The sequence below is a fragment of the Trueperaceae bacterium genome (assembly GCA_036381035.1).
Classification (GTDB): Bacteria; Deinococcota; Deinococci; order Deinococcales; family Trueperaceae; genus DASRWD01.
The window spans coordinates 19,321-34,645 of sequence record DASVDQ010000003.1; the positions used below are offsets into that span (position 1 = coordinate 19,321).

Genomic DNA, 15,325 nt, shown 5'->3' on the forward strand with positions numbered 1-15,325 from the left:
GTCGGCAATATCAGAACGGGCGCCGCCTGTCAATAGACACACTTATCCACAGCGGCGCGGGTGCGCCGCGGAGGCCGTCCGGCACGGGTCGGGGCGCCCCGCCGATGTACGCTGCTAGCCACACGCCAGGCGCCCGGGCACGCCGCCGGGCGAGACCCACCGCCGGCGCGTCCCCACGCCGGTCCGAGGAGGCTGTGAGCGCATGCAGACCGTGAACATCGCTACCGCCCGCCGCTTCTCGCTCGCCGAGGTGCAGGTAGGCCGGCTGCTGCAGGTCGGCGGCCTGACCTGCGAGCTCGTCTGCTTCGAGGCCGGCCAGTCGTGGCAGGGCCGGCAGGGCGAGGCGGTCGTCTACCAGGTGCTGGAAGGCGAGGCGCTGGTCAGGTCGGGCGACGCCACCGAGCGCGTGGGGAAGGGGCGGCTGGTGGCCCTCGAGGGCGGCGAGGAGCACGCGCTGGAGAACGCCGGCGGCGGGCTGCTCGTGGTCCTCGCCGTGCGGAGCGCGTGAGCAGGGCGGCGCTCCCCGGCTGGGCCGACGCGGTGAGGCTGCTCGACGAGCAGCGCGCGCTGATCGCCAGGGGCGGCGGGGAGCGCGCGGTGGAGCGGCAGCACGCCAAGGGGCGGCTCACCGCCAGGGAGCGCATCGCCAGGCTCGTCGACGACGAGGCGGGGGCGTTCCAGGAGCTCATGGCCTTCGCCGGGTGGGAGCTCTACCCGGAGGCCGGCGGCGCGCCCTGCGGCGGGGTGATCACCGGCCTCGGCCGCATCCACGGACGCGACTGGATGATCATCGCCAACGACGCCACCGTGAAGGCGGGGGCGTTCTTCCCGATCACGGCGAAGAAGGTCATCCGCGCGCAGACGATCGCGCTGGAGAACCGCCTGCCTACCGTCTACCTCGTCGACTCGGCCGGGGTCTACCTGCCGATGCAGGACGAGATCTTCCCCGATCAGGACGACTTCGGACGCGTCTTCTACCTGAACGCGCGCATGAGCGCCCTCGGCGTCCCCCAGCTCGCGGCGATCATGGGCAACTGCGTGGCCGGCGGCGCCTACCTGCCGGTGATGTGCGACAAGCTCGTCATGACGGACGGCTCCGGGCTCTACCTGGCCGGGCCCGCGCTGGTGAAGGCCGCGATAGGCCAGGACGTGAGCTCCGAGGAGCTGGGCGGCGCGGCGATGCACGCCGAGGTGTCCGGCACCGTCGACTACCGCGAGCCCGACGACGAGGCCGCGCTGGAGCGCCTGCGCAGCCTCGCGTCCGGCTACGCCCGGCCCCACCCGGCGCCGTGGGCGCGCGACCGCGTCGAACCGGCGCCGCCGGCCGAGGACCCGGCGGGGCTCGAGGAGCTGCTCCCCGCCGAGGGCGGCGCCAGGTCGTACGAGGTCAGGGAGGTGCTCGCCCGGCTGCTGGACGCCGGACCCTTCGACGAGTACAAGGCCGACTACGGCGAGACGCTCGTGTGCGGCAACGGCCGCCTCGGCGGCTACCCCGTGGGCATCGTCGCGAACCAGAAGCGCGTGATCAGGAAGCGGGGACGCATCGAGATCGGCGGGGTGATCTACGGTGACGCCGCCGACAAGGCCGCCCGCTTCGTGCTGAACTGCAACCAGGCGGGCGTGCCGATCATCTTCCTGCACGACGTCAACGGCTTCATGGTGGGCCGCGACAGCGAGCGGGAGGGCATCATCCGCCGCGGCGCCAAGCTCGTGAACGCCGTGTCCAACAGCGTCGTGCCGCGCATCAGCGCGATCCTGGGCGGCTCGTACGGGGCCGGGCACTACGCGATGAGCGGCAAGGCGTTCGCGCCGCGCTTCATCTTCGCCCTGCCCAGCGCCCGCTACGCCGTGATGGGCGGTCAGCAGGCCGCCAGCACGCTGCTCGACATCCAGGCCGCGCAGCTCAGGCGCCAGGGCAGGGAGGTGGACGGCGAGGCGCTCGATGAGCTGCGGCGTGAGGTCGCGTCCCGCTACGACGAGGCGCTCGACATCCGCTACGCCGCGGCCCGCCTGTGGGTCGACGAGGTCGTGGCCCCGCGCGAGCTGCGCGACGTGCTGATACGCGCCCTCGAGGCCTGCGCTTGCGCGCCCGTCGCCGAGTCGTTCCCGCTGGGGGTGTTCCAGGTCTGATGTCGCTCACCTTCGGCAGCCCCGCCTTCCTCTGGCTCCTGGCGGCCCTGCCCGTCGTGGTGCTGCTCCACTTCCTGCGGGCGCGCAGGCTGCGCCACGAGGTGTCGGCGCTGTTCCTGTGGGAGCGCGCCACGCAGGCGGCGTCGCGCAGGCGCCGCATCAAGCCCTCCTGGCTGCTCCTCGTCCAGCTGCTGTTCACCGCGCTCGCCGCCCTCGCCCTGGCGCGCCCGGCGCTCGTCGCGGGCCAGGCGCCCGACCGCGTCGTCGTCATCGACGCCTCGGCCTCGATGGCCGCGGCGTCCGGCGAGGCCTCGACGCGCCTCGACCTCGCCCGCGACCTGGCCCGCGACCTGTCCCGCGGCGCCGGCCGCGTCGCCCTCGTGCGTGCCGGGGTCGAGCCGACGCTGATCGCCCCGCTGGAGGCGGGCGCGGCCGAGCGGGAGGAGGCCATCGCGTCGCTGGTCGCCGGCGACGCCTCCGCGGACATCGACGGTGCGCTCGACCTCGCCGCGGACCTGCTGCCGGGCGCCGAGGTCCACGTGATCACCGACCAGCGTCTGTCGCTCGGCGCGGCGCGCGTGCACGCCGTGGGCGACGAGGCGCAGAACGTCGGCATCAGCGCCTTCACCGTCGGCGTCGGGCAGGTGTTCGTCGGCGTGGTGGCGAGCGGCCCGCGGCCCGTGCAGACGCGCGTGGTCCTCGAGAGGGACGGCGAGGAGCTGGCCTCCTCCGACGTCCTGGTGCCGGCCGACGGGGTCGGGACCGTCACGTTCCCGCTGCCCGACCTCTCCGGCGTGATCGCGGCGCGCCTCGACGGGCCGCCCGACGCGCTGCCGCTCGACGACGTCGCCTACGCCGGCAGCAGGCCGGTCGCGGTCGTCACCGACGACACGCACGGCGCCGCCACGCGGGCGCTCGAGGCGGTGCCGGCGGCCGAGGTCTCCTACAGCCGCGGCGCGGCGTTCCTGGCGGCCGACCTGCGGGTGCTCACCTCGGGGCTGCCGCCCGCCGCGCCGGGCCCCTACGTCTCCTTCGCCGCGCCCGCGCAGGAGCCCGAGTACGCCGTGATCCGCGACTTCGACAGGGCCCACCCACTCCTGCGCTTCGCCGACCTCTCCGAGGTCGTCGTCGGCCTCGACCCGGGCAGGGAGCCGTGGCCGGCGGAGGAGGAGGGGTGGCGCGTCCTCGCGCGCACCGCCGACCTGACGCCGGTGATCAGGGTCAGGGAGGAGGAGCCGTTGGCGCTGGAGTTCGCGTTCCACCCCAGCCAGACGGACCTGACGCTGAGGCCAGCCTTCCCCGCGCTGTTCGCGAACGTGGTGGCCGCCCTGGGCACCACGGCCAGCGCGCGGCTGGGCGAGGCGGTCGGGGACCTCGGGCCCTGGTTCGAGCCCGGCGTCTACGAGCAGGATGACGGGCGCGTCGTCATGGCCTCGCTGCTCTCGGCCGGCGAGTCGCGTCTGCCCGCCGAAGCCGGGGCGGAGGCGGACCGGGCCCCGCCGGCAGGGGAGCCGGAGGCGGCGGGAGCGCGGGAGCCGGACGCGGAGGCTTCGCCGGCCGCGGAGGCTCCGCCGGCCCCGCGTCGCGCCGGCGCCGCGCCGCCCGAGGGCGCCGCGCCCACGCCCGTCGCCGTGGTGCTCTCGGCCCTCGCGCTCGCCGCCCTGCTCGCCGAGTGGGTGCTGCGCCGCACGCGCTTCGCGGCGAGCTGACCGGTGCGCCGGGTCGGCACGCCCGGCGCTGCCCGACGCCGCTCACGGCGCCCGCCGGAACGGGAACCGCGCCACTCTGCCGCCGGGATCGCCCTGGTTAGACTGCCCGCGTGACCCGCGCCGACCTCGGGCTGCCGCTCGTCACCGCCCTCGTGCTGGCCATGGGCCTGGCGACGCTGAACAGCGCGGCGGCGGGCGGCGGGCAGTTCGAGCGTCAGCTCGCCTTCCTGGGCGGCGGCGTGCTGCTGTGCGCCGCCGTGCTCTGGATCGGCAAGGTGCGCATCGTCCGCTTCACGCCGCACCTCTACGTCCTCAGCATCGGGCTCCTCGTCCTCGTCCAGCTCATCGGGCGCGAGGTGAACGGCGCGAAGTCGTGGCTCTACGTAGGGCCCCTGCCAGGCTTCCAGCCGAGCGAGCTGGCGAAGATCGCCCTCATACTCGCCCTGGCCTCGGCGATGCACGAGCGCCCCATACGCGGTCTCCTCGACTACCTGCGCATCGGCGCCCTCGCCGGTCCTCCCGTGGCGCTGGTGCTGGTGGAGCCCGACCTGGGCTCGGCGCTGGTGATCGCGATGATCGCGGCGGGCATGGTGCTGGTGCGGGGGGTGCCGTGGCGCCAGCTCGTGCTCATCGTGCTGGCCGTCGTGATCGCCACCCCCACGGTCGTCCTGCCGAACCTGGCCGACCACCAGCGCGCCCGCCTGCTGTCGTTCCTCGACCCCGAGGCCGACGCCAAGGGCAGCGGCTACCAGATCATCCAGGCGACGATCGCCGTCGGCTCCGGCGGCCTGTTCGGCAAGGGCTACAAGCAGGGCACGCAGGGCCAGCTCGGCTTCATCCCAGAGCAGCACACCGACTTCATCTTCCCCGTGCTGGCCGAGGAGGGCGGCTTCGTCGCGTCGGTGACGCTGCTGATCCTCTACGGGCTGCTGTTCTGGCGGCTGGTGTCGATGGCGTCGGAGTGCCCGTTCGAGCGCGACCAGCTCATCATCGTGGGGGTCGTCGTGCTCATCGGCTTCCAGGTGCTCGTGAACATCGGCGTCGCGCTGGGCCTCGCGCCCGTCACGGGCATCACGCTCCCGCTCGTCTCCTACGGCGGCACGAGCCTCCTCTCGACCCTCCTGGCGCTGGCGATCGCGTTCACGGTGCACCGCGACCGCTACGCCGAGTGGTGAGTCGAGGCGCCGGCACCCGAGCACGCGCGCGGCCGGGGCGCGGGGCGCGTCTGGAGCGGGTGGTCCGGGACTCTCGCTGGGAGTGACGCGCTCGCACGGCGCCAGGCGTGCCCGGCGCCGCTCCACCGCTACGCCGCGCCGCGAGGCCCTCTGATAACGTCGGTGCCATGAGCGACACCGGGCAGACAGCCCCAGCCGCGGCGCCCGACCCCGCCACGCCGGGCGGCAAGGAGGCGATCCGCGCCCAGGTCCTCGAGGCGCTGAAGGTCGTGCGCGACCCCGAGATCCCCGTCAACGTCGTCGACCTGGGCCTCGTCTACACGGTCGACATCGACGACGCCGGCAACGTCGGCATCGAGATGACGCTGACGAGCATGGGCTGCCCCGTCCAGGACCTCATACAGGCCGACGCCGAGCTGGCCGTCATGAAGGTCGACGGCGTCAACTCGGTGACGGTCGACTTCGTCTGGTCGCCGCCGTGGAGCCCGCAGAAGATGACGGAGGACGGCAAGCGCCAGATGCGCATGTTCGGCTTCAACGTCTGACCCGGGCGCCGCCGCGCGCGGCCGCCCCGACCCGGTATCTTCCTACCCATGTTCTTCCAGAGGCGGCGCCGCACCGACGCGCGCGCCGAGGGCTGGCTGGCGCTGGCGAAGGAGCTCGAGCTAGCGCCGTGGGACGACCTCGCCGGGCGCCTGCAGGACCAGCTCGGCCTCGGGCCCGGCGAGGTGGCGCCCGTGTACGCGCTGTCGCGTCCGGGGCAGCCCCGGCTCGTGCTCTTCGACCAGGCGCGCGAGCGCATCGGCCCGGCCGGGCGCGTGACGGGCCTCAGGAGCTGCGTGCTGGTGCGCGCCGAGCCGGTGGTCGCGCTCGTCTCGATGCGGGTGACGGAGCGCCTCGGGAAGGCGATGGAGCTGATCGAGGCCGGGCGCACGGGCGGCGAGCGCGTGGAGACCGGCGTGGACCCCGACTTCGACGGCCGCCTGGCCGTCTACGCGCGCGACGCCGCGGGGGCCAGGGCGCTCCTGACGGCGCCGGTGCGCGAGCTGCTCCGGCGGCTGCTGTGCTCCGGGCCCTCCGCGGCGGAGGCGCCGCCGGCGCGGGGGCGCGTGGCGCCCGTCGTGGTGATCGGCGGCCGTAACGTGCTGCTCACGCTCGAGGAGCCGGAGCCCGTGGGCTTCGACCGGCTGGCGGCCGCGGCCGCCGACATGCTCGGCCTCTACGCCGCGCTCACCGCCGCTACGCCCGATGGTACGGGTGACCGGACCTGAGGGCCTCGACCCGGTAGAGCTGCTCCAGCAGCACCACGCGCGCCAGGTCGTGCGGCAGGGTCAGCCGGGAGAGGGCGAGGGCGCCGTGCGCCGCCGCGCGCAGCTCCGCCCCGTGGCCGTCGGGACCGCCGAGGAACAGGGTGAGGCGGCTGACGCCGGCGCGCTCGAGCCCGGTGACCCTCTCCGCCAGCTCCGCCGTCGTGAGCTGCTCGCCCCGCTCGTCGAGCAGCAGGAGGTGTCCGTCGGCGTGCCGCAGCGACTCGGCGGCGTGGCGCGACCTGGCCTCCGGCGGACCCAGCGCGGAGCGGTCCTTCACCTCGACGACCTCGAGCGCCGCCAGGCCGCGCAGCAGCCGCGCGTAGCGCTCGGCGGCTTCCGCCAGCGGCCCGCGCTTGAGCGAGCCGACCGCGACGAGCCGGTAGCGCACTACCTGGCTTCGCCGGGTACCGGGCTCCGCTCCTCGACCCGGGGCAGGTCCTTCTCCGTGAGGCCCAGCTTCGCGAGGAGCTCGGCGCGCCGCGACCGGCGCATGCCGGAGCGGGCGAGCGCGGACGCGAGCGCGGCCCTGTCGAGCGCCGCGACGACGGCGGCGAGCTCGGTGCGCGAGAGCGACCGAGCGTGCAGCACGTGCTCCTCGAACGCCTGGTAGGCCAGGGGGCAGACGGCCCTCACCACGGTCGCGACGGCGTCCCCGTAGGCGCGGATCTCGTACTGCGCGTGCCAGTCCATGCGCAGGCGCAGGAAGTGGAAGAGGTTGTTGAGGTCGATCTGCCAGTACATCTCCGTGTAGAGGGAGAGCGGCAGGTTGATGCGGGCGAGCTCGCGCGCGACGTCGTGCTCCAGCAGGCCCTCGTACTCCTCGTAGGCGCGCGCCTGACCGCCGGCGAGGACGTCGAGCACGCGCTCCTGCAGCTCGGGCGGCACCTCCCGGGAGTCCCCGCCCTGCTTGTTCGCCTTGCTCTGGAGCCTCACCTCGTGGCGCCGGGGCACGTAGAACTCGTCCCTCATCACGCTGTAGCGGCCGCTGATCTCGTTGAGCCGCGCCGTGCGGTGCCGGATCCACTGGCGCGCCACGAAGATGGGCATCTTGACGTGGAAGGTGAAGATCACCTGCTCGAACGGGCTGGTGTGCTGGTGCCGCAGGAGGTAGTCGATGAGAGCGGCGTCCTCGCGGACGGTCTTCGTCCCCTGCCCGTACGACACGCGCGCCGCCTGGACGATCCTGTCGTCGCCCCCCAGGTAGTCGACGAGGCGCACGAAACCGTGGTCCAGGACGGCGATGGGCTTGTCGAGGAGCTCCTCGGCTGCGGGCACGACGACTCTCGCCATGCCGGGACTGTAGCAGTCCGGTGACGGAGGGTACCCCGCCCGCCCGCGCGGGGTGCGCGCCCCGGCTCGCTGGGGCGGGCGACCCACCCGCCGACGCCCACGGCCGAAAGATGAGAAGTGGATGAGTAGCGACCTTCACATGGGGACTTTGGTCCCTTGCGCATGGGCATCCTGGGCTCTCATCGGACCTTCACGGCGTTGACATGAGTCGTACCGTGTGGTCTACTCTGGGTCGGACTCTCTCGGGTCCTGGGCCGCAGCGAAAGGAGGTGCACCTACTTGAACCGGCCCCGGAGCGTGGGGGTCACCGATGACACTTCCAGCGGATGGTCAGGGCGCGGCGAGGAAACACGGAAACTCCCGGGCCCCCTTGACGTGAGAAGCGCATCGGGTTCATGCAATGTCATCAGTTCAAGGGGTAAACCACATGAAGAAGCTCGCAGTAACGCTCTTGGCAGCAGTGCTGGCGAGCGGCGCTTTCGCCCAGGCTTCGTTCCCGGACATCCCGGCGAACCACTGGGCCGGCGACGCCGTCGACCGCATCGCTGACCTAGGCATCGTCATCGGCTTCCCCGACGGGACGTTCCGTGGTAACGAGGCCTTCACCCGTTACCAGGCCGCCCTCGTGGTCAGCCGACTCCTCGACGTGTTGAGCGAGAACCTGGACGCTGCCCTGGCTCTGTCGCGGGCCGACATCGAGTCGCTGCGCAACGCGGTCCAGGAGCTCTCGTCCGACCTCTCCGCCCAGGGCGTACGCCTCTCCTCGGCTGAGTCCGCCATCGCGGGCCTGTCCGACGAGGTCTCCGCCCAGGGCGAGCGTCTCTCCTCGGCTGAGTCCGCCATCGCGGGTCTCTCCGACGAGGTCGCCGCCACCGCGGCTCGCCTCGACGAGCTCGAAGCGCGCCTGAGCGAAGCGGGCGGCGTCGATCCGGCGGTCCTCCGTGACCTCCAGAACCAGATCGCGTCGCAGCGCGTCGCCATCGACACGGCGCAGGCCCAGGCCGACGCCGCCGCCGCGCGCGCGGACGAGGCCTACAGCCTCGCCAACCAGGCCAACACCCAGGCCACCCAGAACGCCGAGCAGATCGCGGCGCTCAACCGCCTGGCCCAGGTCCTGAGCGAGCGCATCGACGACCTCGAGTCCGCCCTCGGCGAGGTCGGCGGTCCCGTCGCCCCGAGCGACAACGCCGCCCTGTCCGACGCCATCGAGCGGAACCGCAGCGACATCGCCAACCTGCGCGAGTTCGTCATCCTCCTGAACCGCAACCAGGTCGCCCTGCGCGACCGCGTCGCGGCGCTGGAGGCCAGCGACGCCGAGCAGAGCGCCGCCATCGCGGCCCTCGAGGACCGCGTCACCGCGCTCGAGGAGAACCCGCTCGGCATCACGGGCAGCATCTCGGTCAGCTACTTCGTCGGCCGCGTGCTGGGCAACCCGTTCGACGTCGACCGCGTCTACGGCCTGAACAACGAGCGCGACATGGGCGCCTCGGTGTTCTCGTCCGGCGCTGCCGAGCTCGACGGCGACTCCAGCTCCTCGTCCAACTACCGGACGGAGGTCGGCGAGGTCGCGCAGGACCGCCACGACATCGAGCAGACCTCGGGCACCGCCTCGGCGACGCTGAGCCTCACCTTCAGTGCGGGCTCCACGTTCGACGGCGCCGGCAGCCCGAACGCGCTCAACTCGTTCGAGGCCGTCCTGGTCATCGACATCGAGTCGCAGGACTTCGACACGAACGGCGGCAACTTCGGCCAGCCGATCAACCTGTTCCGCATCGACGAGTTCACGACGACGTTCTCGCCCATCGGCGCCGCCCCGCTGACCTTCCAGTTCGGCACCGACGTCGAGACCGGCTTCACCCCGTACGTCGTGGCCACCGATGACCCCGGCTTCGTCGCCACCGTGGCGGACGTCGACTTCCTCAGCTTCGTCGACCCGACGCTCACGGTCGTCTACACGACGCCGGCCCAGGACACCTACCTGCGCGGCGCGCGCCTGACGCTCTCGCCCTTCGAGGGCGTGACGCTGGGCGGCAGCTTCGCTCAGCAGGCCGAGAACGCCGCCGACAAGGACGACGTCCTCGCCGACAACGTCACCACGACCGTGTGGGGCGTCGACGGCAGCGTCAGCCTCAGCGTGTTCGACCTCGGCTTCGAGTGGGCCAACGGCAGCAGCACGAACCCGGCCCTCACGGCCGAGAGCGTCCTGTACGCCACCCTCGACGTCGACACGGCCGGCGCCGGCATCCCGATCCTCTCGTCGCTCGGTGCCAACTACCGCAGCATCGGCGACCAGTGGACGGCCAACGGCTACAACCTCGGCGCCGACGACGGCGGCTTCCCCTTCGCCGAGGACCAGACCGGCTTCGGCGTGAACGCCAGCCTGGCGCTCTTCATCCTCGACCTCGACGCCTACTTCGACTCCTACGGCACGACCGCTGGCGACAGCGTGACGGCCTTCGGCGTCGACGCCAGCGCCGACCTGTTCGCCGGCTTCAGCCTCGGTGGCTTCTTCCACCAGGCCTCGGTGAACGGCACGGTCGTGGACGACGTCCGCACGTTCATCGACGGCAACGAGAACCCGGTGGCTCTCGCCGGCGCCGATGTCGAGCGCGACGACAACTTCAACACCGGCTTCGGCGTCTCGCTCACGCACGACGGCGACGCCGAGAACGCGCTGGTGCACGGGCTGAACCTCGAGGCGAGCTACTCGCAGCTCGACGCCGACTTCAGCCGCACGCTGCTCGAGGTGAACGCCGACATGGACCTCACGGTCTCGATCGTGACGGTCACCCCGTACGTCGGCTACACCATGGACAACGACTCCGACACGCTCAGCGACGACTACACGGAGCTGCGCGTCGGCGCCGGCCTGTCCACCGAGCCGCTCAACGTCTACACGCAGCCGAGCCTGGTCGGCGCGGTCAACTACCGCACCGCCAACTACAGCGACGCCCAGACCTTCACGGCGACGGAGCTGCAGTGGAGCGTGGGACTGGTCCTGAACCAGTTCATCTTCGACCACAGCACCCTGACCGCGAAGTACGGCTCCTGGACCGGCACGAACATCAACAACGCCACCAACACCCGTGGCGCTGGCGACTTCGCGACGGACATCAGCGGCGGCGACGTGGCCGGTACCGGCACCCAGAGCACCTCGGGCTACGAGGTCATCTGGAACTACTTCGACCTCGAGTTCGCCTACGGCGTGTACCAGAACGACAACAACGGTGTCGGCTCGTCCGCCCAGGCCTTCTCGATCGCTTACACGGTCGACCTCCAGTAAGTCGACCGCGGCCTAGCGCCGCAGCGAACCGGAGACCCCGCCCACCCGGGCGGGGTCTCCTCTTGGCGTGACGGCCGCGCGGACACCCGAGCCACCGAGACGCGCCGGCAGCCGGGTCCGCCGGGGCGGCTGCCTCGGCCGGGCTCCAGGGGCGGGCCGCGCGGCCCTAGGCGACGACCGTGAGCCCGCCCGGCTCCAGCTCTACGACGTAGCTCCGCCCCTGACCGGCCGACTCACCGTCGGCGTGGCCGTACCTAGGCACCGACCACTCCACGCTGAGGCTGCGCCCGCGGTGCAGGGCGACGCGGGGGTGCGAGAGGTGGGTGCCCCGCATCACGCGGGGGAGGAGGGCCAGCGTGCCGCCCGTGCTCAGGTCTCCGGCCACGACGACGTCGAGCAGGCCGTCGTCGACGCTGGCCACGGGGGCGAAGCGGAAGCTGCCGCCGGTGCGCGGACCGTTCTGCGCGGCGACCAGCAGCGAGCGCCCGGCGAACACGACCCGTCCGTCGACGCGCACCTCCGCCTCGGCGGGCCTGGCGCCGCCTAGGCTCGACAGGACCGCGTAGAGGTAGGCGGCGGGGCCCTTGAGGAAGGCCGGGGCGCTCGAGAGCCGGTGGGCGACGTGGGCGTCGAGGCCGGTGCCGAAGGCGTTCACGAACGGCGCGCCGTTCACGAAGGCGAGGTCAACGCGGCGGCGCTCGCCGGCGGCCAGGCGCGCCACGGAGGCGGCCACGTCCCCGCGCGCGAGGCCCAGGGCGTGGGCGAAGTCGTCGCCGGAGCCGAGGGGCACGACGCCGAGCGCGCGGCTGCGGACCCGCCGGGCGCCCTCGGCGCACAGCAGCCCCGTCACCACCTCGTGCACGGTGCCGTCGCCGCCCGCGGCGACGACGGTGGCGCCGGGCGGGGCGTCCGCGGCCAGCGCGGTGGCGTGGCCCGGACCGCTCGTCACGTGCAGCGCGTGCTCGAGGCCGGCGGCGTCGAGGAGGCGCAGGAGGTCGCCCAGCGCGGCGCGGGCGGCGCCGCGCCCCGCCACGGGGTTGAACACCACGTGGTGCACGGCGGATTCTACCGCCGCCCTCGACGCGGTGGACGCCGCGGCCGGCGCCGCCCTCGGCCGCTAGACTGGCGCCATGCTCACCACAGCGGACCTGTTCGACCTGGAGCGCGTGCCCGGCGAGCTGCGGCACCTGCTCGACGAGGAGCTGCCGTGGCGCGTCCTGGCGCGGTTGGACGAGTTCGGCGACGCGCTCGTCACGGAAGCCGGCGACGTCCATCCCACCGCGGTCGTCGACGGGCCGCTGTACATGGGCCGGGGCGCCAGGGTCGGGCCGCACGCCTACCTCACGGGCCCCGTCTACTTGGCCGACGGCGCCGAGGTGGGCCACGGCGCGCGGCTGCGGGGGCCGGTGGTGCTGGGGCCGGGCGCGGCGGTGGGCCACGCCAGCGAGGTCAAGCGCTCGCTGCTCCTCGGCGGCGCCAAGGCGCCCCACTTCAACTACGTGGGCGACAGCGTCGTCGGCCACGACGTGAACCTGGGCGCGGGGGTGAAGGTCGCGAACTTCAAGGCCTTCGGGGACGAGGTGCGCTCCGGCGGCGTGGGCACGGGCCTGCGCAAGTTCGGCGCGGCGATCGGCGACGGCGTCTCGATCGGCTGCAACGCCGTCCTCGCTCCGGGCACGCTCGTCGGCAGGCGCTGCGTGATCTACCACGGCGCCACGGTGCGCGGCGAGGTGCCGGCCGCCACGGTCGTCAAGCTGAGGCAGCACCACGAGACCGCACCGTTCGAGGGCTGACGCCGGCCGATGATCCCGCTGCGGGACGCGAACCCGGCGCACGGCCGGCCGTACCTGACGTGGGCGATCGTCGCCGCCAACGTGCTCGTGTTCCTCTACATGGGCAGCATCGGCGACTTCTTCACGCTGCTCGGCTTCGTCGCCGACTTCGGCTTCGTGCCCGCGGAGTTCGTCCGCTCACCCGGCGACTCGCTGCTCAGCCTCTTCACCAGCCTCTTCCTGCACGGGGGCTGGGCCCACCTGCTGTCGAACATGGTGTTCCTCGTCGTGTTCGGCGACAACGTCGAGGACCGCTTCGGCCGCGTGGGGTTCCTGTTCTTCTACCTGCTCGGCGGCGCCGTCGCGACCCTGACCCACACGCTCTTCGCCGGTCCCTCCCCGGTGCCGCTCGTGGGGGCCTCCGGCGCGATCAGCGCGGTGCTGGGCGCCTACATCGCCCTCTTCCCGCGCCAGCAGGTGCTCACGTTCGTGCCGCCGCTGTTCCTCCCCTGGCTGGCGCTGTCGCTGCTGGCGAGGGTGCCGCGGTTCTTCCTGTTCTGGCTGCCCGCCTGGGTGTTCATCGGCTACTGGGCACTGCTGCAGCTCCTCGAGGCCGGCGCCTCGCTGCGCCTGCCCGCCGGCGAGGGCGGCGTGGCGTGGTGGGCGCACGTGGGCGGCTTCGTCTTCGGCCTGGTGTGGACGAACGTCGTCGCGCGCGGGCGGCGGCGCTGACGTCCGGGTCGCTCAGCCCTGCGCGGGCTCGATGAGGCCGTAGTCGCCGTCGCGGCGGCGGTAGATGACGCTGATCAGGTCGGTGTCGACGTTGTGGAAGACGAAGAACGTGTGCCCCAGCGCCTCCATCTGCAGGGCCGCGTCCTCCGGCGCCATCGGCCGCAAGACGTGCCTCTTGACCCTGACGATGCGGGGGCTCTCGTCCGGCTCCTCGCCCTCCGCCTCCTCGTCGCCCGCGCCGGCGGGCCCGGCGTCCGGCGGCGGCGGGGCGGCCTCCTGGCGCCTGGCGAGCAGCCTGCCCTTGAAGCGCTTGAGCTGCCTGTCGAGCTTGTCGACGACGAGGTCGATGGCGGCGTAGGTGTCCTGCGCGCGCTCCTCGGCGCGGATGATGCCGTTGGGCAGGTTCACCTGCACCTCGACCGTCGCCGGGTTGGCCGCGTCCTCCTTGGTGTCGAAGGACATGACGACGCTGGCGTCGACGATCTGGTCGGAGACCCGGTCGAGCTTGGCCAGCTTCTCCTCGGCGTAGGTGCGCATGGCGTCGGTGACCTCGAGGTTGCGGCCGACAAGCTTGTAGATGTTCATGGCGCTCCCTTCGGTCGCTCCCGAGGGCAGCCGCGCCCCCGGGAAGTGAGTCTACCACCGGCCCCGCGGACGCCCCAGGGCCAGAGCTCCCTGGCGGAGGGGTTGTCGGCTGTGCTAGACGGCGTTCCTGGCGTTGGTGGTACAGTCTTCCCGGTGGCCCCGCGAGAGCGCAGCAGGACGGCTAACGGCGGGTCGCACGCGGCCGGTGACGGTCGCGTCGTGGCCGGGTCGCAGGCGTCCTCCGAGCGCCCGGTCCGCAACGGCAGGCCCGGTGCGGAGCGCGACCTCAGGCGCTGCGCGGCGGGGGAGGGCATCGAGGTCCTCCAGGAGAAGTGGGTGCTCCACATCGTCCACGCCCTGCTCGACGGGCCCAAGGGCTTCAACGAGCTGGGCCGCATCGTCGGCGGCTGCAACCCCACCACGCTGACCCAGCGCCTCTCGAGGCTCGAGGAGCTGGGCGTGCTGCACAAGGAGCCCGGCCGCGCCGGCGGGCGCTGCAGCTACTCGCTCACCGAGGCCGGCCTGGGCCTCGAGCGCGTCATCGCCGCCATAAGGAGCTGGGCCGCGGCGCACCTGCGCAACGGCTCGCACGTCAGGGACGCCTAGGCCTAGGACGCGGTCCTAGCGCCGGCGGCCGAAGAGACCGCGCCGTGAGCGCTTCAGCTCCTCGACCTCCGCGCGCAGCCTGTCGTTCTGGTCCTGCAGGGCCAGGAGTCGCTGCTTGAGCTTGGCGTTCTCGCCGCGCAGGCGCTCGATCTCCTCGGCCTCACCCCCCGGAGCCCGCGGAGCGGGGCGGGCGCCCTGCGCCTGGCCGTCCTGGCCCGGCGCGGCGGGCCTCGCGGCGCCGCCCGCCTGGCGCGCGTCGAGCTCCTTCAGTGACTCCTCGATCACGGCGGTGTCGTGCTTCACGCGGGCCGGCGCGCGGGCCTGCCTCAGCTCGGCGGCGAGGATCAGGCGCGTCGCGCGTTCCCGCAGCGCCTTGTCGCCCAGCGGCTTGGGCACGAGCAGGTCGACGCCGGCGTCCTCGGCCGCCGCCCTCACTTCCTCCGGCACGCCGAAGGCCTCGCCCGGGTCCACGGTCACGATCACGGGCACGTGCTGCAGGCGCGCCACGAGCTTCAGGCGCTTGCACACCTCGGTGCCCGCCATGCCGGGGAGCTCGTACGCCAGCACCACCAGGGCCGGCGTGTTCGTCCTGAGGAACTCGAGCGCCTGCTTCGCGCTCTCGACCTGGGCGATCGTGCTCTCCCCGTCGGAGAGCAGGAGGTCGAGGAGCTGCCTCTGTCCCGGGTCTGGGTCGGCGATGAGGTACTGCCGGGAGCCCATCCGGCCCGAGGGT

At 73.0% G+C, this 15,325-nt stretch carries 15 protein-coding genes; 10 read left to right on the top strand and 5 right to left on the bottom strand.

All coding sequences use genetic code 11. The features are described from left to right. Positions 1 to 202: 202 nt before the first annotated feature. From VF202_00250 to VF202_00275, 6 genes are all read left to right on the top strand, one after another. Entirely contained in the window at positions 203 to 508 is a 306-nt protein-coding gene (locus VF202_00250; protein ID HEX7038524.1) for a hypothetical protein, read from the top strand. Then, positions 505 to 2,130 (top strand): acyl-CoA carboxylase subunit beta, encoded by a 1,626-nt coding sequence (locus tag VF202_00255; GenBank protein HEX7038525.1) that lies wholly within the window; start codon positions 505 to 507, stop codon positions 2,128 to 2,130. Before VF202_00250 ends, VF202_00255 begins: the two co-directional genes overlap by 4 nt. Further along, positions 2,130 to 3,839 carry a BatA domain-containing protein gene (locus VF202_00260; GenBank protein HEX7038526.1) on the top strand — a complete coding sequence of 570 codons (1,710 nt, stop codon included), beginning with the start codon at positions 2,130 to 2,132 and terminating at the stop codon, positions 3,837 to 3,839. The genes VF202_00255 and VF202_00260 overlap by 1 nt, the downstream gene beginning before the upstream one ends. Before the next feature lie 110 nt (positions 3,840 to 3,949). Further along, on the top strand, positions 3,950 to 5,014 hold the full coding sequence (gene rodA / locus VF202_00265; protein HEX7038527.1) for a rod shape-determining protein RodA: 1,065 nt from the start codon (positions 3,950 to 3,952) through the stop codon (positions 5,012 to 5,014). Between the two features lie 167 nt (positions 5,015 to 5,181). Further along, entirely contained in the window at positions 5,182 to 5,559 is a 378-nt protein-coding gene (locus tag VF202_00270; GenBank protein HEX7038528.1) for an iron-sulfur cluster assembly protein, read from the top strand. Between the two features lie 48 nt (positions 5,560 to 5,607). Then, positions 5,608 to 6,285, top strand: a complete 678-nt coding sequence (locus VF202_00275; protein HEX7038529.1) for a hypothetical protein — start codon at positions 5,608 to 5,610, stop codon at positions 6,283 to 6,285. On the opposite strand, the gene VF202_00280 is transcribed toward VF202_00275, so the two are convergent. Together VF202_00280 and thyX are read right to left on the bottom strand one after the other, a co-directional pair. After that, on the bottom strand, positions 6,254 to 6,712 hold the full coding sequence (locus tag VF202_00280) for a 23S rRNA (pseudouridine(1915)-N(3))-methyltransferase RlmH (protein HEX7038530.1): 459 nt from the start codon (positions 6,710 to 6,712) through the stop codon (positions 6,254 to 6,256). The genes VF202_00275 and VF202_00280 overlap by 32 nt on opposite strands. After that, the gene (thyX, locus tag VF202_00285) at positions 6,712 to 7,614 is read right to left on the bottom strand and encodes an FAD-dependent thymidylate synthase (GenBank protein ID HEX7038531.1); all 903 of its coding nucleotides are present in this window, start codon (positions 7,612 to 7,614) and stop codon (positions 6,712 to 6,714) included. Before thyX ends, VF202_00280 begins: the two co-directional genes overlap by 1 nt. Before the next feature lie 427 nt (positions 7,615 to 8,041). Between thyX and VF202_00290 the strand changes: the two genes are divergently transcribed. After that, positions 8,042 to 10,897: an S-layer homology domain-containing protein gene (locus VF202_00290; GenBank protein ID HEX7038532.1), complete on the top strand. Its 2,856-nt coding sequence runs from the start codon at positions 8,042 to 8,044 to the stop codon at positions 10,895 to 10,897. A 166-nt stretch (positions 10,898 to 11,063) separates the two neighbouring features. On the opposite strand, the gene VF202_00295 is transcribed toward VF202_00290, so the two are convergent. Then, positions 11,064 to 11,954 carry a diacylglycerol kinase family protein gene (locus tag VF202_00295; GenBank protein ID HEX7038533.1) on the bottom strand — a complete coding sequence of 297 codons (891 nt, stop codon included), beginning with the start codon at positions 11,952 to 11,954 and terminating at the stop codon, positions 11,064 to 11,066. A gap of 73 nt (positions 11,955 to 12,027) precedes the next feature. On the opposite strand from VF202_00295, the gene VF202_00300 reads away from it, so the two are divergent. Further along, a complete protein-coding gene (locus tag VF202_00300) occupies positions 12,028 to 12,690 on the top strand; it encodes a hypothetical protein (protein HEX7038534.1) in 663 nt (220 codons plus the stop codon). Between the two features lie 9 nt (positions 12,691 to 12,699). Further along, a complete protein-coding gene (locus VF202_00305) occupies positions 12,700 to 13,401 on the top strand; it encodes a rhomboid family intramembrane serine protease (GenBank protein ID HEX7038535.1) in 702 nt (233 codons plus the stop codon). A gap of 12 nt (positions 13,402 to 13,413) precedes the next feature. On the opposite strand, the gene raiA is transcribed toward VF202_00305, so the two are convergent. Continuing rightward, on the bottom strand, positions 13,414 to 13,986 hold the full coding sequence (gene raiA / locus VF202_00310; protein HEX7038536.1) for a ribosome-associated translation inhibitor RaiA: 573 nt from the start codon (positions 13,984 to 13,986) through the stop codon (positions 13,414 to 13,416). A 219-nt stretch (positions 13,987 to 14,205) separates the two neighbouring features. Here raiA and VF202_00315 point away from each other — a divergent pair, with 219 nt between their 5' ends. Beyond that, a complete protein-coding gene (locus VF202_00315) occupies positions 14,206 to 14,592 on the top strand; it encodes a helix-turn-helix domain-containing protein (GenBank protein ID HEX7038537.1) in 387 nt (128 codons plus the stop codon). 15 nt (positions 14,593 to 14,607) lie between these two features. Here the strand turns inward: VF202_00315 and VF202_00320 are convergent, their stop codons facing one another. Beyond that, positions 14,608 to 15,312: a response regulator gene (locus tag VF202_00320; GenBank protein HEX7038538.1), complete on the bottom strand. Its 705-nt coding sequence runs from the start codon at positions 15,310 to 15,312 to the stop codon at positions 14,608 to 14,610. Positions 15,313 to 15,325: the final 13 nt, after the last annotated feature.